This is a genomic window from Microbacterium sp. NPDC096154 (genome assembly GCF_040302945.1).
Taxonomy (GTDB): Bacteria; Actinomycetota; Actinomycetes; order Actinomycetales; family Microbacteriaceae; genus Microbacterium.
This window is the reverse complement of record NZ_JBEOSM010000002.1, coordinates 83,670-103,614: the sequence shown is the minus strand read 5'-3', so window position 1 is coordinate 103,614 and position 19,945 is coordinate 83,670. Positions and strand designations below refer to the sequence as shown.

The following is a 19,945-nucleotide window of genomic DNA, read 5'->3' as shown; positions in this document are numbered from 1 at the left end:
GCCGGCGCATCCGGGATGTCGGACGCACAGGGGCCCGCCCCGTCGACCAACACGGTCGCCGTCCCCGTCACGTGGCGCACCCGGTTCTCGCCGCGTCCGGGGCTCGCCCGCCTGCGCGAGTCCTGGATCGCTGTCGCCCAGATCGTGGTGGCCGCGACCGCGGCGTACGTGCTAGCGCAGGTGCTGCTCGGCCACCAGACCCCCATGATCGCGGCGACCGTGTCGATCTCGAGCCTCGGACTGGCGCGGGACGCCCGCCCCCGCCGGGTCGTCGAGACCGTGATCGGCATGCTCACGGGCATCCTGCTCGCGGAGGGGCTGCGGCTGCTGTTCGGAACCGGATGGTGGCAGCTCGCCGTCGCGCTGGGTGTGACGATGCTCGTCGCCCGGTTCCTGTCGCCCGCGCCGCACTTCGCGATCGCGGCGGCGATCCAGGCGGCGATCGCCATGATCCTGCCGGTCGGCCCGCTGCCGTTCTCTCGGCTGCTGGACGGCCTGTTCGGCGGCGTGATGGCGGTGGTCATGACCGCGCTGCTGCCGCGCAACCCGCTCGCGGCCGTGCTGCGCGAGGCGCGCGTGTTCTTCGAAGGCTTCGACGCCGCCGCCGCCCGACTGGTCACGGCGCTGCGGCGAGGCGACCGGCTGCGCGCAGAGCGCGGGCTCGAGAAGGCCCGCGCGCTGCAGGGGCCGCTCGACGCGTGGCGCGCCTCTCTCGAGTCGGGACGGGCGATCGCCCGCGTCTCGCCGTTCCTGCGCAGCCGTCGCACGGAGCTGGAGCGCCAGGCACGCATCCTGCAGGCGATGGACCTCGCGATGCGCAACCTGCGCGTAGTGGGGCGCCGGATCGTCTACGTGACCGATCTGGGGCGCGAGCTGCCGGTTCCGGGCGAGGCCATGGCCGAGATCGCGCGGGCCGCGAGCCTGGTGGGCGCCTCGCTCGACGACATCGCGCAGGAGCCCGTGGCGCGCGAGGCGCTGCTCGCGATCGCCCGCCGCCTCGACCCCGCGGCGATGCTGCCGGGTGCCTCGATCGGCGAGCAGGCGCTGGTGTCGGCCCTGCGCCCGCTCGTGGTCGACCTCCTCGTCGCCACGGGCCTGCCGCCCGCCGAGGCGCGCGCCGCGCTGCCGCGCCTCTGACCACCGCCCGAGTGCACACCAATGTGCGTGTGGTCTCGCGCGTGGTCCGTGACCGGCCCGGGCACAGGCATAGGCCAGTGCACACGCACATTGGTGTGCAGTCGGGGAGGTCAGGCGGGGCGCACCGTGTCCCAGGGCGCACGCACAGGCCAGTGCACACGCACATTGGTGTGCAGTGGGGGAGGTCAGGCGGGGCGCACCGTGTCCCAGGGCACGGTGAGCTCGCCGAGCCGCCAGCGCGAGCGGGTCCCGAGCACCGGCACGCCGCTCACGCGCAGCGCGGCGACGGCCGCCATCCAGCGCTGGACGGAGCCGAACGGCGCGAGCGCGGCCGCGCGCTCCCACTCGCGATCGAGCGCGGTCAGCAGCTCGTGGACGCGCTCGCCCGGGACGTTGCGATGGATGAGCGCCTTGGGCAGACGCTCGGCGACGACGCCGGGCCGCTCGAGATCGGCCAGGCGCAGCGAGATCGTGAAGCGCGCCGGCTCGCCCGCCGGGGTGACGTCGACCCAGCTGCACACGCGGCCGATCTCGTCGCACGTCCCCTCGACGAGCACGCCCCCGGGCGCCAGGCGCGCCGCCATGCGGGCCCAGGCGGCGGGCGCATCCTGCTCGTCGTACTGCCGCAGCACGTTGAACGCGCGGATGACCGCCGGGTGCCTGCCGTCGGGCAGCGGCACCTCGAAGCCGCCCCGCGCGAACGAGACGCGCGCGCCGGGAGCGAACGCGGTCTCGCCCCTGCGGGTCGCCTCCAGCTGGGCTGTCGCGCGCGCGACGCGCTCGGGGTCGATCTCGAGGCCGAGCAGCTCGACGTCGGGGCGCACCCGCCGCAGCCTCGCCTCGAGCTCGAGCGTGGTCACGCCGTTCGCCCCGTAGCCCAGATCCACCACGAGCGGATCGCCGGCGCGGCGCAACTCGGGCAGGTGCGCGATCCAGCGGTCCACGCGGCGCAGGCGGTTGGTGCCGGTGGTGCCACGGGTCGGCCGCCCCTCGGGGCCGGATGCACGCTGCGCCATGCGTCCCATTCTCCTGGGCGCCGCCGTCGCCAGCGGGCGGCGCGGCGCGCGCCTCGATAGGCTGGCGGCATGGCACACACCCTGATCCTGCTGCGACACGGCCAGAGCGAGTGGAACAAGCTCAATCTCTTCACCGGATGGGTCGACGTGCGACTCACCGACCAGGGCCGCGCGGAGGCTCAGCGCGGCGGCGAGCTCATGAAGGAGCAGGGGGTGCTGCCCGACGTGGTGCACACCTCGGTGCTCAGCCGCGCGATCCAGACCGCCGACATCGCGCTCGATCACGCCGACCGCCTGTGGATCCCGGTGAAGCGCTCGTGGCGCCTCAACGAGCGCCACTACGGCGCGCTGCAGGGCAAGGACAAGGCGCAGACGCTCGAGCAGTTCGGCGAGGAGAAGTTCATGGAGTGGCGCCGCTCGTTCGACGTGCCGCCGCCCGCGATCGACCCCGCCGACGAGTACGCCCAGACGGATGACCCGCGCTACGTCGGCATCGACGGCGAGATGCCCGCCACCGAGTCGCTCAAGCTCGTGATCGACCGGATGCTGCCGTACTGGGAGGGCGAGATCGTGCCCGACCTGAAGGCGGGCAAGACCGTGCTCGTCACGGCGCACGGCAACTCGCTGCGCGGCCTCGTGAAGCACCTGGAGGGCATCAGCGACGAGGACATCGCCGCCCTCAACATCCCCACCGGCATTCCGCTCGTGTACGAGCTCGACGCCGACATGAAGCCGACCGGCGCGAGCCGCTACCTCGACCCCGAGGCCGCCGCCGCCGGTGCCGCGGCGGTCGCCGCCCAGGGCAAGAAGTAACCCGCGCGACGAAGAACCCCCGTCCGGATGATCCGGGCGGGGGTTCTCGTCTGGCGCGAGCCGTCAGGCCGACGGCTCTGCCCGGTCGCCCTGTCCGGCCCCGTGCTCGAGCCCGGCCCAGTCGCCCGTGCCCAGGTAGATCATCTTCTTCGCGATCGAGACCGCGTGGTCGGCGAAGCGCTCGTGGTAGCGGCTCGCCAGCGTGGCGTCGACCGTGGCGCCCGCCTCGCCCTGCCAGCTGTCGCTGAGCACCTTCTCGAAGACGCTGGCGTGCAGCTCGTCCACGTCGTCGTCGCTGTTGCGCAGCTGATCGGCGATCGACAGATCCTGCGTGCGCAGCAGCTCGGTCAGGGTGCGGGCGATGTTGACGTCGAGCTCGCCCATCCGGGCGAACGTGCCCTTCAGGCCCTTGGGAACGGCGCGCTCGGGGTAACGGGTGCGCGCGAGCTGCGCGATGTGCTCGGCCATGTCGCCCATGCGCTCGAGCGAGGCGCTCACGCGCAGCGCCGTCACCACGATGCGCAGATCGCGGGCGACCGGCTGCTGCATGGCGAGGATCTCGATCGCGAGCTCGTCGAGTGCGACCGCGCGCTCGTCGATCAGCTTGTCGTCGGCGATCACCTCCTCGGCCAGGCCGACGTCGCTCGTGCCGAACGCGCGCGTGGCCTTGTCGATCGCGATCGTGACGAGCTCGGCGATCTCGACGAGGCGCGACTGCACATCCTCGAGTGACTGGTGGAAGACTTCGCGCATCGGGGACCTTTCGTCGGTGTCGCGGTGCGGCGCCCGCGGCCGGTCCGGCCGCGAAGCACGCTCTCCGCGATTCTCGTGAGCGCAGGTGAACGGATGGTGCCGAACCGGTGAACAGTTCCCCGTACGGAGGTCTCGCGGGGTCATCCGTCCGATCCGGCGTTCGCCATGACTTTACTCTGGAGCCATGGACACGACGCAGCTGGCGCTGCTCGCCCTGCTGCTCGGGGCGGTCATCGGGGCCGGGGCGTCCCTCATCGTGGTGGCCGCCCTTCGGGCGCGCGAGCGCGCGGCCCGCGAGGCCGACGGAACGGTTCCCGCCGGCGTCACGGCGGTGCTCGATGCGATGGACGACGCGGCCGCGGTGGTCGACGCCTCCGGTGTCGTGGTGGCCACCTCGCCCTCGGCGCCGTGGCTCGGCATCGAGGCCGGCGCCGCTCTCGAGCACACCGGTCTGCGCGATCTCGTGCGGGCGGCGCGTTCCGGCACGACGGAGACGCAGGATCTGCGCCTGGTGCGGGGCAGGATGTCGTCCGACTCGCGCCTCGTCTCGGCGCGGGCGACCCGCATCAGCGAGCGGTACATCCTGCTGCTCGTGCGCGACCTGTCGGAGCAGGAGCGCCTGGAGCAGATGCGCCACGACTTCATCGCCAACACCAGCCACGAGCTGAAGACCCCCGTCGGCGCCGTCACCCTGCTCGCCGAGGCGATCGAGCTGGCGGCCGACGACCCCGCGCAGGTGCGCGCGTTCACCGCGCGGCTGTCGGCGGAGGCCGACCGCCTGGGCCGGCTGACCGGCCGCATCATGAACCTCTCGCGCCTGCAGGCGGCCGACGAGCTCACCTCCGTGGGCGACGTCGCGATCGACGAGGTCGTGGCCGCGGCGGTCGAGGCGCACGCCGTGCAGGCCGACTCGGCGGGCGTCGACCTGGTGCGCGGCGGCGAGCGGGGACTCTACGTGCGCGGCGACTCGCAGATCCTGAAGGAGGCGATCGGCAACCTCGTCGCGAACGCCATCGCGTACTCGCCCCGCGGCTCGCGCGTCGGCGTGGGGGTGCGCGCCGTCGACGGAGTCGTGGAGATCGCGGTGACGGATCAGGGCATCGGCATCGCCGAGGCCGATCAGGCCCGCGTGTTCGAGCGCTTCTACCGCGCCGATCAGGCCCGCTCACGGCGCACCGGCGGATCGGGCCTCGGGCTCTCGATCGTCAAGCACGCCGTGTCGCGCCACGGCGGCGAGATCAAGCTCTGGTCGCAGCCCGATCGCGGCTCGACCTTCACGGTGCGGCTCCCGCTCAGCGAGGCGCCCCTGATCGATACCCCCGTCAAGAAGAAGAAGCGGAAGCCCGCGGCGGTCGCCGCCCGCGCCGACGCGAAGAAAGGCCGCGAATGACGCGTGTGCTGCTGGTCGAAGACGAACCCGACCTCGCCGAACCCCTCGCCTACCTGCTGCGCCGTGAGGGCTACGAGGTCGAGATCGCGGAGGACGGCCCCGCCGCGCTCGCGTCGTATCGCGAGCAGGGCGCCGACCTCATCCTGCTCGACCTGATGCTGCCGGGCATGCCGGGCACCGAGGTGTGCCGGCAGATCCGCACGGGCTCGAGCGTGCCGATCATCATGCTCACGGCGAAGGACTCGGAAGTCGACATCGTGGTGGGGCTCGAGCTCGGCGCCGACGACTACGTCACCAAGCCGTACTCGGCGCGTGAGCTGCTCGCCCGCATGCGTGCGGTGCTGCGGCGTACGGCCGACGCCGAGGGCGACCTCGACGAGCGCGTGCTCGAGGGTGGGCGCGTGACGCTCGACGTCGACCGGCACACGGTCGCGGTGGACGGCGCGCAGATCAACATGCCGCTGAAGGAGTTCGAGCTGCTCGAGGTGCTGATGCGCAACGCGGGCCGCGTGCTGACGCGCGGCCAGCTGATCGACCGGGTGTGGGGGAGCGACTACTTCGGCGACACGAAGACGCTGGATGTGCACATCAAGCGCATCCGCTCGCGCATCGAGCGCGTGCCGAGCGAGCCCGTCATGCTCGTGACGGTGCGCGGCCTGGGCTACCGCTTCGAGGGCTGACCGCGCCGCCCGCGCGGTCGAGCGCCGACAGCGAAAAGGCCGCAGGATCCGGAGATCCTGCGGCCTTCGTGTCGGCTGGTGCGACGGGTCAGTGCCCGTCGGAGCCCGAGTCCTCGGCACCCTGCGGCTCGTCGCCGCGGTCGAGGTGCGAGCAGTCGCTGGCGGCGCCCCCGGGAACGAGGTCGGCGAAGTGCTCGAGGCAGCCGTCGAGCACGGGCACCTCGGTCACCACGCCCTCGGCGTCGCCCGACTGGAAGTACAGCGGCAGAGTGGCGCCGGCCGGGGTGTCGATGCCCTCGAGCAGCAGCGGCTCCTCGGAGCCGGCGCCGAGGCTCACGACCTCGCCCGCAGGCACGCGCACGGTGGCGGTCTGGCTGCCCCACTCGAGGTTCAGGGTCGCAGACGAGTCGGTCGTGTTGACCAGGGCGGCGACCAGGTTGCCGTCGGTGCCCTCGTCGTCGGCGACGACGACCGCGTTGCGCACCGTGACGGCGGCGCCCTCGGCACTGGGCACGTTGACGCCGTCGGAGGCGGAGTAGATGATCGTGGTCGCCTGAGGCGTGATCGAGGCGCAGCCGGTGGCGCTGAGCGCGACGACGGCACCGAGGGCGAGCGACGCGAGAATGCGGGAGTTCACGGAACCTCCAGGTCGTGCGGCCCCGCCGAGCTGCGGGCCCTGCGAGCCATTCTAGGGGGTCGCGCCGGGGTGCCCAGGAGCCGGTCGGCGCGGTTGCGGCCTCGACGTCCGCGAACTCGCTCGAACGGGCGTGTCGCTCCCGCCGATCGGGGCCGGAGAACCTTAGTGCATGGGCGGCTGTGGTATCCTGGAAGTCGCCGAAAGGAAACAATTCTATGCTTTTCGAGGTTGGCGAGACGGTCGTCTACCCCCATCACGGTGCGGCCACGATCACCGAGGTCAAAACCCGCGTCATCAAGGGTGAAGAGAAGGTCTACCTCAAGCTGAACGTCACGCAGGGCGATCTCGTCATCGAGGTCCCCGCCGAGAACGTCGACCTCGTCGGCGTCCGCGACGTCATCGGCCAGGACGGACTGGACAAGGTCTTCGAGGTGCTGCGTGCGCCGTTCACGGAGGAGCCCACCAACTGGTCGCGTCGCTACAAGGCGAATCTGGAGAAGCTCGCCTCCGGTGACGTGATCAAGGTCAGCGAGGTCGTGCGCGACCTGTGGCGCCGCGATCAGGACCGCGGACTGTCGGCGGGCGAGAAGCGCATGCTCGCCAAGGCCCGCCAGATCCTGATCTCCGAGCTCGCGCTCGCGGAGAAGACCGACGAGGAGAAGGCCGCTTCGGTCCTCGACGAGGTCCTGGCCTCCTGATCTGCGCGATCCCTGTGACGACGCCCCGCCCATTCGGCGGGGCGTCGTCGTCTGTGCGCACGGGAACGGATCGCGTGGGTACGTTGGTGGGGTGACTCTCACCGCATCGCCGCGCATCGCGGTCGTCGTCGTCGCCGCGGGATCCGGCACGCGCCTCGGTCAGGATGTGCCGAAGGCCTTCGTGGGGATCGATGCGCACACCATCCTGCGTCACTGCCTGCGCGGGGTCTTCGCCGCCCCCGAGGCGCAGGTCGTCGTGGTCGCTCCCGAGGGGCGCGAGGGCGAGGCGCTGACGGATGCCCGGGAGGCCGCGGGCAGCCGCGCGGAGCTCGTGTCGGTCGTCACCGGCGGTGACACCCGCCAGGCGTCGGTCGCCGCGGGGCTCGCGGCGCTCTGGCCCTCGGTGGAGCTGGTGCTCGTGCACGACGCAGCACGTGCCCTCACGCCGCCCGAGGTGTTCGAGCGCGTGATCGGCGCCGTGGAGCGCACGGGATGGGGTGTCGTGCCGGCGCTGCCCGTGATCGACACGATCAAGCGGGTATCGGGCGAGCAGATCGTGGACGCCGTCGACCGCGCCCAGCTCGCGGCGGCGCAGACCCCGCAGGGCTTCCGGCGCGATGTGCTCGAGACCTCGTATGCGGTGGCCGATCAGGAGTTCACCGACGATGCGGCCCTGGTCGCCGCCGCCGGGCACCGGGTGGCGATCGTCGAGGGCGACGCGCACGCGTTCAAGATCACGACGCCCGCTGATCTGGAGCGCGCCCGCTCGCTGGCCGCGCCGGTGCCGGCCGTGCCGGGCGGTGGGGCGGCGGGCGGGCTGCCGCGCGTGGGCATCGGCACGGATGTGCACGCGTTCGGCGGCGACGGGGTGCTCTGGCTTGCGGGGCTCGAATGGCCGGGCGAGGCCGCGCTGTCGGGGCACTCCGACGGCGACGCGGTGGCGCACGCGATGGTCGACGCGCTGCTGTCGGCCGCCGGTCTGGGCGACATTGGCACGCACTTCGGCACGTCGCGGCCGGAGTTCGCGGGAGCCCACGCGGATGCCTTCCTGGCGCGCACGTGCGAGCTGCTCAGCGAGGCCGGATGGGCGATCGTCAACGTCGCCGTGCAGCTGCAGTCGAACCGGCCGAAGTTCGCCCCGCGGCGGGCCGAGGCCGAGGCTGCCCTGTCGGCGGCGCTCGGCGGTGCGCCTGTGTCGGTGGCGGCCACCACGACCGACGGGTTGGGCTTCACGGGCGCGGGGGAGGGCGTGCAGGCGCTCGCCGTGGCGCTGATCCACCGGGCCTGACCCGTCCCGCCTCTCGAAAGTTTCGAGCACTCGACCGGCGGACGTCCGCACGACCTCTCGCGAATGTCGGTGGATGCGCGTACTGTGGCGCCACATCCTCCTCCTCGCAGCGCAAGGGAGCGTCATGCGTCGTATCAGGCGGTTCGAAACTTTCGCGGCCCTCGTGGGGCTCGTGGCGGCATCATTCCTCGCTACGGCCGCGCCCGCGGCGGCGGCGCCGACGGTGGTCGAGGCCATCGACTTCGACGACGGCACCACGGGCAGCTGGAGCCAGTCGGGCGGCGGAGGCGACACCCTGTCGTTCGTGCCCGAGGGTGACGGACAGGCCCTGCGGGTGACGGCCCGCGAGAACGACTTCACCGGCATCCAATCGGCGCTCGGCGCGTTCGAGGCCGGCAACCGGTACACGTTCACGATGTCGGTGCGGCTCGGCGACGGAACCCCCGATACCCAGGCGCGTTTCGTGATGAAGCCCGCGTACGCGTGGATCGGCAACAGCACGGTCACCGCCGACGCGTGGACGACCGTCACGGGCACGTACGAGATCCCCGTGGGTGCCGACACGTCGCAGCTGCAGGTCTACATCGGCACGGGTGACGTCGGCACGGCGTACGACTACCTGGTGGACGACCTCATCATCGCCGCCGAGCCGCTCGGCGAGCAGCCGCCGGGCGAGGGCCCCGCCCCGGGCACCGTGCTGCTGGAGAGCGACTTCGAGGACGGACTCGACGGATGGATGCCGCGCGACGCGGGATCCGGAGCGCCCACCGTCGCTCTGACCGACGCCGCCCACGGCGGCGCCCAGGCGGCGATCGTGACCGACCGCGCCGGCCAGGGCGCGGGCATCGGGCGCGACGTGACCGATCTGCTGCAGGACGGCGTGACCTACCAGCTCGACGCCGCGCTGCGCTTCGCGGAGGGGCAGCCGGTCGACGACGTGTGGCTGACGGTCGCGCGCACGGTCGACGGCACCACGAGCTATTCGACGCTGGCGCAGTTCGACGGCATCTCGAACACGGGGTGGACCGAGGTGTCGGCCACCTTCCAGGCAGGGGCCGCCGACGAGGCGCTGCTGTACTTCGAGACGAATTACAACGGGGACAACACGAGCGACTTCCTGGTCGACGACGTCGTGCTGAGGGTGCCCGAGCCGGCGCAGATCGAGGACCTGCCCCCGTTGTCGGGCACGATCGAGGCGCCCGTGGGGGTGGCGATCGACGCGCGCGAGACATCCGGATCCGCGTCCGAGCTGCTGCTGCGGCACTTCACACAGATCACGCCGGAGAACCACATGAAGCCCGACGCCTGGTACGACGGGGAGCGACGGTTGCGGACCCATCCCGAGGCGACCGCACTGATGGACTTCGCCCAGGAGAACGACCTGCGGGTGTACGGGCACGTGCTGGTGTGGCACAGCCAGACGCCGGCCTGGTTCTTCCAGAACGACGCGGGGGAGCCGCTGACGACGTCGGATTCCGATCGGCAGACGCTGCGCGATCGGATGCGGGCGCACATCTTCGGCGTGGCCGAGCAGCTGTCGGCCGCGTACGGCCCCTTCGGATCGGAGGGCAACCCGCTGACGGCGTTCGACGTCGTGAACGAGGCCGTCGCGGACGGCGGCGACTTCGCCGACGGGCTGCGCCGCAGCGAGTGGTACCGCATCCTGGGCGAGGAGTACATCGACCTGGCGTTCCGCTATGCCGACGAGGCGTTCAACCAGGTGCATGCCGCCGCGGGCTCGGACCGGCCCGTGACGCTGTTCATCAACGACTACAACACCGAGCAGGACGGCAAGCAGGATCGCTACGCGGCGCTCGTGCAGCGGCTGCTCGACCGCGGGGTGCCGATCGACGGCGTGGGGCATCAGTTCCACGTGAGCCTGGCGATGCCGGTGTCGGCGCTCGCGGAGGCGCTCGACCGGTTCGCGGGCATGGGCCTCAAGCAGGCGGTGACCGAGTTCGACGTGACCACCGGCACGCCGGTGACGCAGGCGCTGCTGATCGATCAGGGCTACTACTACCGCGACGCGTTCGACGTGTTCCGCGCGCACGACCTCTTCTCCGTCACCGTGTGGGGCCTCGTCGACGGGCGCAGCTGGCGGGCGTCGAGCGGTGCGCCGCTGCTGTTCGACGACGACCTGCAGGCCAAACCGGCGTACTACGGTGCCGCGGGCGCGGAGCTGCCCGATCGCCTACGGGCCGCGAACGTGTTCGCCGGCGAGGTACCGCTCGACCCGAGCGGCGAGGAGTGGTCGCGCCTGCCGCTGCACCAGCTCGACGGCGGCGGAGCGTTCCAGGCGCGGTGGGAGGCCGGCGCCTTGACGGTTCTCGTCGACGTGCCCGGAGGCGCTGCCGCCACGACGGTGGAGCTCGAGCTCGACGGCACGGTCTACACCGTGCGCGGCGACGGCACCGGAGACGTGCCGGTCGCGGCGGAGACCACCTCCGCAGGCACGCGGCTCGTCGCCCGGCTGCCCCTCGGGGACGAGGGCGAGGGTGACACCGTGGCCTTCGATGTGCGGGTCGCGGGCGGCGGCTCCTGGAACTCGCCGGGCGCGATGGGCACCCTGTCGCTCGTCGAGCCGCTCGCCTACCTGGAGGTCGTCGAGACCGAGACGGCGCCGGCGATCGACGGTGCCGTCGACGCCGGGCTCTGGGACGCCGCGAACGCCGTCGGGACCGACGTGCAGGTGCAGGGCGGGGGCGGCGCGACCGCGACCGTGCGCACGCTGTGGCGCGACGACATGCTGTACGTGCTGGCGGAGGTCGCCGACGCGCAGGTCGACGTGTCGGGAGGTGACCCGTGGGTGCAGGACTCGGTCGAGATCTACGTCGACCCCGGCAACGCGAAGAACGGCGCATACCGCTACGACGACATGCAGGTGCGGATCAGTGCGGAGAACGCTGTCTCGTTCGGCACCGGTGACGTCGCCTTCCAGCAGGGCCGCGTCACGTCGGCGGCCGAGATCGTCGACGGCGGATACGTCGTCGAGGCGGCCATCTCGCTGCTCGAATACGGCGGCGAGGGGACGTTCCACGGTCTCGACTTCCAGGTGAACGACGCCGCGGACGGCGTGCGCACCGGCATCCGCAACTGGGCCGACCCCACCGGTGCCGGGTATCAGAGCACGGCGCACTGGGGCGTGGGGCAGCTGGTCGCGGCGCCCGCGGAGGAGTGCGAGCGCCCGGGCAAGCCGGGCAAGGGCAATCCGGACAAGCCGTGCAAGCCCGAGAAGCCCGAGAAGCCGGACAAGCCGGAGAAGCCGGACAAGCCCGAGAAACCGGGTAAGCCGGACAAGCCGGACAAGCCGGACAAGCCGGACAAGCCCGAGAAGCCGGGGAAGCCGGGGAGGATCGGCTGACGCAGGCGGGCTCGCGCGGGTGAGGTCAGATCGTGCGGGTGAAGAACGTGGAGTGCGGGTCGTCGGCGTAGGCGTCGAACGGCCCGCACTCGCTGAAGCCCTCGCTGCGGTACAGCGCGCGAGCCGGGATGAAGGCGTCGTCGCTGCCGGTCTCGAGCCACAGCGACGTCAGGCCCCGAGCGCGGGCCTCTCCCAGGATGTGCCGCAGCAGTGCCCGCGCGACGCCGCGACCCTGGAATTCGTCGGCCGTGCGGAACGACTTGAGCTCGCCGCGCTGGGCATCGAGCCGCTTGAGGGCCCCGATCCCCGCGATCCGGCCGCCGATCCATGCGCTCCATATCGTGATGGCGGAGGAGCGCAGGCCGTCGAGATCGAGCGCGTGCACGCTCTCGGACGGCGTGTTCTCATGCATCCGGGCGTGGTGGTGCGCGATCAGCGCCAGCGTCTCCGGCGCCGTGAGGTCGTCGATCCTGATCTCGATGTCGCCCATGACGTCATCCCTCCACGGCGAACGGCTTGGCGGCATCCGGCTCATGCCCGGGATCGATCGCCGGTTCACGCGCGGCGCGGGAGCCCCACGCGAGCAGCGCCAGCCCCGCGCCGAGCACGACCAGGCCCACGGTCGACAGGGGCTCGAGTCGCTCGCCGAGCACCGCGATGCCGAGCACACTCGCCGTGAGCGGCTCGCCCAGCGTCAGGGTCGCGGCGGTCGCCGCCTGAAGCCCCCCGAGTCCCCAGGTGAACAGCGCGTACGCTGCCGTGATGGTCGCCAGGCCCAGCCAGAGCGCCATGACGACGCCGCGCGGATCGGCCATCCACCCGACGTCGGTGAAGGGCACGGCGATGAGCGCGAACGCCGCGGCCCCGCCGCCCATGGCGCCGACCACCGTGAACGGATGCCATCCGGCGTCCAGGAGGCGGCGCTGCGCCACCGCGAGCACTGCGAACGATGCGCCCGCCCCGAGCGAGCCTGCGATGCCCGCGGGATCGGCCGTGCCGGCGGCGCTGCCGCCGAAGCCCAGCAGGCCGACGCCGACCGTCGAGAGCGCCGTCGCGGCGCCCCACAGAGCGCCCGGGGCCCGGCGAGTGAGCCCCCACTCGAGCAGCCCGGCGATCACGGGCGCCGAGCCCAGAGCGATCACGGTGCTGACGGCCACGCCGTTGACGGACGTGCCGAGGAAGAACAGGGGCTGATAGACGAACAGGCACACGGCCGTGACGGCCATGAGCCCCAGCGCCCGCCCATCCAGCCGCGGACGGGGCGCGGCGGGGTGGCGGCGGCGTCGCAGGATGGCCGCGAGCCCCGTGAACAGCGCCAGCGCGGTGCCGCCGATCAGCAGGCGCATGACCCCCACGGAGAAGGGCGTCGTGCCGCCCGGGCCGAGTTCCTGCGAGGTGCCCGTCGTTCCGAACAGCACGGCGGCGGCGAGCACGGCGATCACGAAGGGCACCAGGCATGTCTATCGCACGCGCGGCGCTTCTCCGTCCGCACGCACGAGCGTCGCGGCCGGGGCTCCGCCGCGCTCGACGCAGGAAGGGACGCCACGCATGTGGCCGGACGTCATCGCACGGCGCGCGTGGGTCATCCGCTTCGCGCGTCGTGGTGGGCCGCGGCCGCGTGACGGCCGGCCGACCGCGTCACAACAGCGGGCTCGCATGTGCCGCCCCGTAGGCTGGAGACGTGACCGTCCGTCTCTACGACTCCCGCGCGCAGACCCTGCGCGACTTCGTGCCGCTCGTGCCCGGGAACGTGTCGATGTACGTGTGCGGTCCCACGGTGCAGTCGGGTCCCCACGTGGGCCATCTGCGGGGCGCTCTGGCGTTCGACCTGCTGCGGCGCTGGCTCGCCCACCGCTTCGGTCAGGTCACCCTGGTGCGCAACGTCACCGACATCGACGACAAGGTGCTCGAGAAGGCCACCGCCGACGAGCCGTGGTGGGCGCTCGCGTACCGCGTCGAGCAGGAGTTCACGGCGGCCTATGCCGCGATCGGCATCCTGCCGCCGACCTACGAGCCGCGGGCGACGGCGTCCATCCCGCAGATGCAGGAGCTGATCTCGCGCCTGATCGAACGCGGCCACGCGTACGCCGCGGCGGGCGACGTCTACTTCGACGTGCGCTCGTGGGCCGAGTACGGAACGCTGACCCGCCAGTCGCTCGACGCCATGGAACCCGCCGCCGACGCCGATCCGCGCGGCAAGCGCGACCCGCGCGACTTCGCCCTGTGGAAGGGCGCCAAGCCCGGCGAGCCGGCCGACGCGACCTGGGACTCGCCGTGGGGCCCGGGCCGCCCGGGCTGGCACATCGAGTGCTCCGCGATGTCGCGGCGGTACCTGGGTGCCGAATTCGACATCCACGGCGGCGGCCTCGACCTGCGCTTCCCCCACCACGAGAACGAGCTGGCTCAGTCGACCGCCGCGGGTGACGCGTTCGCCCGCTTCTGGGTGCACAACGGGCTCGTCACGGTCGACGGACAGAAGATGTCGAAGTCGCTCGGCAACGTCACGCTGGCGACCGACCTGCTCACCGCGCGGCCCGCGCCCGTCGTGCGCTATGCGCTCGCCGCGGCGCACTACCGCTCGAGCCTCGACATCTCGGACCGCGCGCTCGACGAGGCCGCCGCGGCCCTCGACCGCATCTCGGGCTTCCTCACCCGCGCCGAGCGCCAGCGCGGCCGACCGGATGGCGCCGCCCCCGTGCCCGAGGCGTTCGCCGCGGCCATGGACGACGATCTCGGCGTGCCGCAGGCTCTCGCCGTGATCCACGACACCGTGCGCGCCGGCAACACCGCGCTCGACACGGGAGACCAGGACGCGCTGCGCGCCGCGCACGACGGCGTGGCCGCGATGACGCGCGTGCTCGGGCTGGACGCGTCCGAGCAGGGGCAGGGGGCGGCATCCGGCGCCCAGGCCGCGCTGTCGACGCTCGTCGACGAGCTGATCGCACAGCGCGCCACGGCCCGCGCATCCAAGGACTGGGCGACCGCCGACCGCATCCGCGACCTGTTCGCGGCCGCAGGCGTCGCCCTCGAAGACACCGCAGACGGAACAGTTTGGAGCATCCATGGCTAAGCCTGGTCGTCCCGGCGCCAGCCGAGGCAAGAAGAAGGGCCCCACGAAGGGCACCGGCGGTCACAGCCGCAAGGCGCTCGAGGGCAAGGGGCCGACCCCCAAGGCCGAGGACCGCGAGTACCACGTGGCCTACAAGCGCAAGCAGGCGGCCGAGCGTCTGGCCGCCAAGCGCGGTCAGACGCAGAGGCCGACCCGCGCGCCGCGCGCCAAGGGCGACAGTGACATCGAGTTCGTGACCGGGCGCAACTCGGTGCTCGAGGCGCTGCGCGCGAAGATCCCGGCGACCGCGTTCTACATCGCGCAGCGCGTGGAGATGGACGACCGCGTCAAGGAGATGCTGGCCATCGCCAAGAACCGCGAGATCCCGATGCTCGAGGTCACGCGCCCCGAGCTCGACCGCATGGCCGGGTTCGACGGCGTGCACCAGGGCGTCGCGCTCAAGGTGCCGCCGTACGAGTACGCGCACCCGCAGGATCTGCTCGAGGAGATCATCGACAGCGGCCGCACCCCTCTGCTCGTCGCGCTCGACGGCGTGACGGACGCCCGCAATCTCGGCGCCATCATCCGGTCGACTGCGGCATTCGGCGGACAGGGCGTGATCATCCCGCAGCGCCGCTCGGCCGGCATGAACTCCGGCGCCTGGAAGACCAGCGCCGGCGCCGCCGCGCGCATCCCGGTGGCGATGGCGACGAACCTCACGGCGATGCTGAAGGACTTCAAGAAGCAGGGCGTGTTCGTGATCGGCCTCGACGGCGGCGGCGACGTGTCGCTGCCCGCTCTCGAGCTGGCCGACCGGCCGGTGGTGGTCGTCGTGGGCAGCGAGGGCAAGGGGCTGTCGCGCCTGGTGACCGAGAACTGCGACCAGATCGTGTCGATCCCGATCTCGTCGGCGACGGAGTCGCTCAACGCCGGCATCGCTGCGTCGGTCGCGCTGTACCAGATCGCCACCATCCGCTCGATCTCGCAGTAGCGGGAATCCCGGATCGTCGCGCCTCGTTGGTCAGGATGATCCGCGGTCGGCATACCAGGCCGACGGAGCACCCGACCGAACGCCCGACGAAGGGAAGACCATGGCTCGCATCGCCGTCATCGGAGGCACCGGCTACGCCGGCGGCCACATCGTGAAGGAGGCCGCCGACCGCGGTCACACCGTCGTCTCGGTCGCGCGCAAGGCACCCGCCGAGCGCGCCGCCGGTGTCACGTATGTCGAGGGCTCGCTGCTCGACGTGCCCGGTCTGCTGGCCGAGCTGTCCGGCGTCGAGACGATCGTCGTCGCGGTCGCGCCGCGCGTCGACATGGCGGGGCAGGTGCGTCCCGCGATCGCCGAGCTGGTCGCCGAGCTGCCGGAGGGCGTGCGCCTCGGCGTGATCGGCGGCGCGGGCGGCAGCCTCGTGGCCGAGGGCGGCCCGCGCCTGATCGATGCCGGGCAGTTCCCCGAGGAGTTCAAGCCCGAGGCGCTCGAGATGATCGGCGTGCTCGATGACCTGCGCGGCAGCGACGCCGACTGGTTCTTCGTGCATCCGGCCGCCGGCTTCGGCGCCTTCGCCCCGGGCGAGCGCACGGGCGCCTACCGCACGGGCGGGGACATCCTGGTGTCGACGGATGACGGGCAGTCGTTCATCTCGGGCGCCGACTTCGCGATCGCCGTCGTGGACGAGATCGAGGCTCCGAAGCACCGCCGGGAGCGCTTCACGGTCGGGTACTGACGCGTGGCACGAGCGAGACGGCCGGGGCGCGAGCCTCGGCCGTCTCGCCGCGTTCCACCGGTGCTGATGCGCACGGCCGCTACGCCGGGACACCGCCCTTGCGGTACTGATACGGGTTGGTGAGGATCTCGACCTCCGGGATCTCGGGGTTCATCCCGGCACGCCACACCTCGTCGCCGAGCGACGAGCGCAGGTAGCCGACGGTGTCGTCCACCTGGGCGCGCGCGGCCGAGAGGTCGACGCCGCACAGCCGGCCGTCCCACTTGACCGGCACGCCGCCCACCAGCACGACCTGCACGTCGCCGCGGCTCGCCTGGTACACCACATGGCCGTACGGGTTGACGATCGGGAACATGGTGGGCGAGTGCTCGTTGCGGATGAGCACCACGTCGCCGTGCTTGCCCGGCTCGAGGCTGCCGATCTCGTGCCAGCGCCCGAGGGCCTTCGCCCCGCCGCGCGTGGCCCAGTCGACCACCTCTTCGACGCGCAGCGTGACGTGCGTGACCGTCTCGTCGCTCTGGTGGGCGATGTAGTGCTCGAGCGAACGGTCGGCGCCGATCGTGGTGCGCATCGCCGAGAACATGTCGGCGCTGAACCACACGCTCGTGTCGACCGACAGGGAGGCCGGGATGCCGTGCGCCCGCAGCTTCGCGGCCGGCGGGTAGCCCTGGCCGCACGTCTGCTCGCTCTCGGTCGAGAGCGACGCCACGCCGCCCGTGGCCGCGATGCGCTGGTACGAGTCGTCGCTGAGCGTGGCGGCGTGCACGTAGACGTGCCCTTCCTCCATGACGCCGTTCTCGTACATCAGGCGCACGCCGTCGTCTCCCGTGGCGCCCCAGACGCCCGCGTGGGTCGTGACCTTGAGGCCCATGTCCTTCGCGAAGCGGAACGCGGGAGCCTCCGGGAACGACGCATCGCCCGGCACGTCGAACGCGAGCTGCACGCCATACAGGCGCGAGCGCGCGTCCTCGATGACGCGGGCGACCGCGGGGTCCTGGGTCCACTCCCAGGGCGCCTGGTGGATGTTGCCGTAGGCGAACACGAAGCGGCCCGGCGCGCCGGCCAGGGCGTCGACCGCCGCGGCGCCGTGCTCGGGCGTGCGCAGGCCGTGCGACCAGTCGACGCCCGTGGTCACGCCGGATTCGACCGCGTCGAGCGCCGAGAGCAGGTTTCCGGCGGCGATGTCCTGGGGCCGGAACGTCTTGCCGTGCTCGAGGTAGTACCAGACGAAGTACTGCGTCAGCGTCCAGTCGGCGCCGTAGGCGCGCATGGCGGTCTGCCACATGTGGCGGTGCGTGTCGATCATGCCGGGCATGACGATGCCGCCCGAGGCGTCGACCTCGAACGTGCCGGGCGGCACCTCCAGGTCAGGGCCGACGGCGGCGATGACGCCGTCGCGCACGAGCACATCCGCGCGCGGATGCACCGTGTGGGCGTCGTCCATCACGAGGACGATGCCGTTGCGCAGAACGATGGGCTGCCCGGTGGCGGGCATGGGGGATTCGGGCATGCTCGATCTCCTTTGATCAGCAGATGAGCACAGCATGACCCCGGATCAGGACGTCCACAAGATCGAATGTTCAGAAACTATTGACACGGCTGTGCCGAGTTCCTTTACTGAGGTTCAGCACCACTGAACACTCCGCAGGATTCGACTGCACACCCGGCGGGGGTCCATGTGACGCTCCCGCAGCGCGACGATGCGCCGCGGGCACCTCGGGCGAGGAGGCTGCAATGGCGCGGTATGTCGTTCGTCGAGCCGCGGATGCGGAATATCTGGACCTCGGGCCGCTCGCGCCCGGGGCCCGAGGGATGAGGCGCTGGCGCGGCGTGGGCGAGGACGACGGCGCTGCCCACACCGATTTCGGCATCACGCGCCTGGAGACCGGAGGCGGCACCGCCACGCACGTGCACTCGTTCGAGGAGGGCTTCCACGTGCTCGACGGCGAGGTGCTGCTCGCGACGCCCGAGGCGACCGTGCACCTCGTCGCCGGCGACTACGGCGTGATCCCGATCGGGGTGCCGCACCGCTGGACGGCCGTCGGCGACCACGGTGCCGCGTGGGCCGACCTGTTCACGCCCCCGGCCCGCGCGCGCCACGGCGGCGACACGTACCGGGTGCCGGAGCTGCCGGAGCGCGAGCCCGTGCGCGTCGACCCCCGCGACCCGCGCACCCGGTCGTTCGGGGCCATCAGCCCCGGCCACATGGACAAGGACGGCCAGTCGCAGGAGCTGCTCGCGGTGTCTGCCAGCATGCGCACGGCCCTGCTTGTCTACAGCGGCATCACGCTGAAGATGATGGTCGACTCCGACCTCGGCGCCACGCTCGGGACCCTGTTCATGGTGCAGTACGAGCCCGACGGCAAGGCGGGCCCGCACGACCATCCGCTCGAAGAGGCGTACCTGATCACCGAGGGCGAGGTGCGGGCGACGTTCGACGGCGACGAGCACCTGCTGCGCGAGGGCGACATCGCGTGGGCGGCGGTCGGCACCGTGCACTCCTTCGCCGCCACCGGCGCGCCGGTGCGCTGGCTCGAGACGCAGGCGCCGCAGATGCCGCCCCGCCACGCCTACCGCTTCGTGCGCGACTGGGAGTACCTGACCGAACGTCTGGAGGAGGAACTGTGACCGATCGCACCATCCTGGTGGTCGGAGGATCATCGGGCATCTGCCTCGAGCTGGCGCGAGACCTCATCGCCGGCGGGGACCGCGTCATCCTGACCAGCCGCAGCGGCGAGACCGCGCAGCAGATCGCATCCGAGCTCGGGCCGGCGGCGACGGGCATCGCGCTCGACGTCTCGGAGCCCGAGCGGATCGCCGACGCGCTGGCCGGCGTGCCGCGCCTGGACGGCCTGGTGCTGGGGGCGATCGAGCGCGACGCCAACACGATCCGCGACTACTCCATCGAGCGCGCCCGACGCCTGGTCACGCTCAAGCTGATCGGCTACGCCGAGGTGGTGCACGCGCTGCTCGACCGGCTCGAGCCGTCGAACGAGACAGGCATCGTGCTGTTCGGCGGCCGGGCCAAGGACGCGCCGTATCCGGGATCGACCACCGTGTCGACGATCAACGGCGGCGTCGAGGGCCTGATGAACACCCTGGCGCTCGAGCTCGCGCCCATCCGCGTCAACGCGCTGCACCCGGGCATCATCGGCGACAGCCCGTTCTGGGCCGGCAAGCCCGAGGGGGTGCTCGACGGCTACCGGTCTCGCACGCCCGGCGGCGAGCTCGCGACCATGGTCGACATCGTCGACGCCGTGCGCTTCCTGCTCTTCAACCGGGGCGTCTCGGCGCACAGCCTCAACGTCGATCGCGGCTGGCGCATCACCTGATCCGCTTGCATCCGCCATCCGATCCGAGACACATCCGACCCGAGACACATCCGATCCGAGAGAC

General features: G+C 72.0%; 18 protein-coding genes. 12 read left to right on the top strand and 6 right to left on the bottom strand.

Features of this window, described 5'->3' with window-relative positions; genetic code table 11:
- The first annotated feature begins 15 nt into the window (after positions 1-15).
- The gene (locus ABTW64_RS02960) at positions 16-1,137 is read left to right on the top strand and encodes an FUSC family protein (RefSeq protein ID WP_350619032.1); all 1,122 of its coding nucleotides are present in this window, start codon (positions 16-18) and stop codon (positions 1,135-1,137) included.
- 185 nt (positions 1,138-1,322) lie between these two features.
- Here ABTW64_RS02960 and ABTW64_RS02955 read toward each other — a convergent pair whose 3' ends face one another.
- Positions 1,323-2,153 (bottom strand): class I SAM-dependent methyltransferase, encoded by an 831-nt coding sequence (locus ABTW64_RS02955; RefSeq protein ID WP_350619030.1) that lies wholly within the window; start codon positions 2,151-2,153, stop codon positions 1,323-1,325.
- 69 nt (positions 2,154-2,222) lie between these two features.
- Between ABTW64_RS02955 and ABTW64_RS02950 the strand changes: the two genes are divergently transcribed.
- The gene (locus ABTW64_RS02950) at positions 2,223-2,966 is read left to right on the top strand and encodes a phosphoglyceromutase (RefSeq protein WP_350619028.1); all 744 of its coding nucleotides are present in this window, start codon (positions 2,223-2,225) and stop codon (positions 2,964-2,966) included.
- Positions 2,967-3,029: 63 nt separating this feature from the next.
- Here the strand turns inward: ABTW64_RS02950 and phoU are convergent, their stop codons facing one another.
- Positions 3,030-3,719, bottom strand: coding sequence for a phosphate signaling complex protein PhoU (gene phoU, locus ABTW64_RS02945; RefSeq protein ID WP_350619026.1), 690 nt, complete (start codon positions 3,717-3,719; stop codon positions 3,030-3,032).
- 184 nt (positions 3,720-3,903) lie between these two features.
- Here phoU and ABTW64_RS02940 point away from each other — a divergent pair, with 184 nt between their 5' ends.
- Both ABTW64_RS02940 and ABTW64_RS02935 read left to right on the top strand, forming a co-directional pair.
- Entirely contained in the window at positions 3,904-5,109 is a 1,206-nt protein-coding gene (locus ABTW64_RS02940) for a sensor histidine kinase (RefSeq protein WP_350619024.1), read from the top strand.
- A complete protein-coding gene (locus tag ABTW64_RS02935) occupies positions 5,106-5,789 on the top strand; it encodes a response regulator (protein ID WP_350619022.1) in 684 nt (227 codons plus the stop codon). The genes ABTW64_RS02940 and ABTW64_RS02935 overlap by 4 nt, the downstream gene beginning before the upstream one ends.
- 88 nt (positions 5,790-5,877) lie before the next feature.
- Here ABTW64_RS02935 and ABTW64_RS02930 read toward each other — a convergent pair whose 3' ends face one another.
- Positions 5,878-6,426, bottom strand: a complete 549-nt coding sequence (locus ABTW64_RS02930; RefSeq protein WP_350619020.1) for a DNA modification methylase — start codon at positions 6,424-6,426, stop codon at positions 5,878-5,880.
- Positions 6,427-6,641: 215 nt separating this feature from the next.
- On the opposite strand from ABTW64_RS02930, the gene ABTW64_RS02925 reads away from it, so the two are divergent.
- The 3 genes from ABTW64_RS02925 (at position 6,642) to ABTW64_RS02915 (ending at position 11,773) form a co-directional block, all read left to right on the top strand.
- Positions 6,642-7,124: a CarD family transcriptional regulator gene (locus ABTW64_RS02925; protein WP_055993827.1), complete on the top strand. Its 483-nt coding sequence runs from the start codon at positions 6,642-6,644 to the stop codon at positions 7,122-7,124.
- Between the two features lie 91 nt (positions 7,125-7,215).
- Complete coding sequence (gene ispD, locus ABTW64_RS02920) at positions 7,216-8,412, top strand: 2-C-methyl-D-erythritol 4-phosphate cytidylyltransferase (RefSeq protein ID WP_350619017.1); 1,197 nt, start codon at positions 7,216-7,218, stop codon at positions 8,410-8,412.
- Between the two features lie 124 nt (positions 8,413-8,536).
- Positions 8,537-11,773: an endo-1,4-beta-xylanase gene (locus ABTW64_RS02915; RefSeq protein ID WP_350619015.1), complete on the top strand. Its 3,237-nt coding sequence runs from the start codon at positions 8,537-8,539 to the stop codon at positions 11,771-11,773.
- Positions 11,774-11,798: 25 nt separating this feature from the next.
- Here the strand turns inward: ABTW64_RS02915 and ABTW64_RS02910 are convergent, their stop codons facing one another.
- Both ABTW64_RS02910 and ABTW64_RS02905 read right to left on the bottom strand, forming a co-directional pair.
- Complete coding sequence (locus ABTW64_RS02910) at positions 11,799-12,263, bottom strand: GNAT family N-acetyltransferase (protein WP_350619013.1); 465 nt, start codon at positions 12,261-12,263, stop codon at positions 11,799-11,801.
- A gap of 4 nt (positions 12,264-12,267) precedes the next feature.
- Positions 12,268-13,224, bottom strand: a complete 957-nt coding sequence (locus tag ABTW64_RS02905; protein ID WP_350619011.1) for a DMT family transporter — start codon at positions 13,222-13,224, stop codon at positions 12,268-12,270.
- A gap of 230 nt (positions 13,225-13,454) precedes the next feature.
- Between ABTW64_RS02905 and cysS the strand changes: the two genes are divergently transcribed.
- From cysS to ABTW64_RS02890, 3 genes are all read left to right on the top strand, one after another.
- On the top strand, positions 13,455-14,843 hold the full coding sequence (gene cysS / locus ABTW64_RS02900) for a cysteine--tRNA ligase (RefSeq protein WP_350619009.1): 1,389 nt from the start codon (positions 13,455-13,457) through the stop codon (positions 14,841-14,843).
- A complete protein-coding gene (rlmB, locus tag ABTW64_RS02895) occupies positions 14,836-15,813 on the top strand; it encodes a 23S rRNA (guanosine(2251)-2'-O)-methyltransferase RlmB (protein WP_350619007.1) in 978 nt (325 codons plus the stop codon). Before cysS ends, rlmB begins: the two co-directional genes overlap by 8 nt.
- A 100-nt stretch (positions 15,814-15,913) precedes the next feature.
- A complete protein-coding gene (locus tag ABTW64_RS02890) occupies positions 15,914-16,549 on the top strand; it encodes an NAD(P)-dependent oxidoreductase (RefSeq protein ID WP_350619005.1) in 636 nt (211 codons plus the stop codon).
- A 79-nt stretch (positions 16,550-16,628) separates the two neighbouring features.
- On the opposite strand, the gene ABTW64_RS02885 is transcribed toward ABTW64_RS02890, so the two are convergent.
- Entirely contained in the window at positions 16,629-18,059 is a 1,431-nt protein-coding gene (locus ABTW64_RS02885; RefSeq protein WP_350619003.1) for an amidohydrolase family protein, read from the bottom strand.
- A gap of 302 nt (positions 18,060-18,361) precedes the next feature.
- Here ABTW64_RS02885 and ABTW64_RS02880 point away from each other — a divergent pair, with 302 nt between their 5' ends.
- A complete protein-coding gene (locus tag ABTW64_RS02880; RefSeq protein ID WP_350619001.1) occupies positions 18,362-19,177 on the top strand; it encodes a cupin domain-containing protein in 816 nt (271 codons plus the stop codon).
- Positions 19,174-19,881 carry an SDR family NAD(P)-dependent oxidoreductase gene (locus ABTW64_RS02875; protein WP_350618999.1) on the top strand — a complete coding sequence of 236 codons (708 nt, stop codon included), beginning with the start codon at positions 19,174-19,176 and terminating at the stop codon, positions 19,879-19,881. Before ABTW64_RS02880 ends, ABTW64_RS02875 begins: the two co-directional genes overlap by 4 nt.
- The last annotated feature ends 64 nt before the right edge of the window (positions 19,882-19,945 follow it).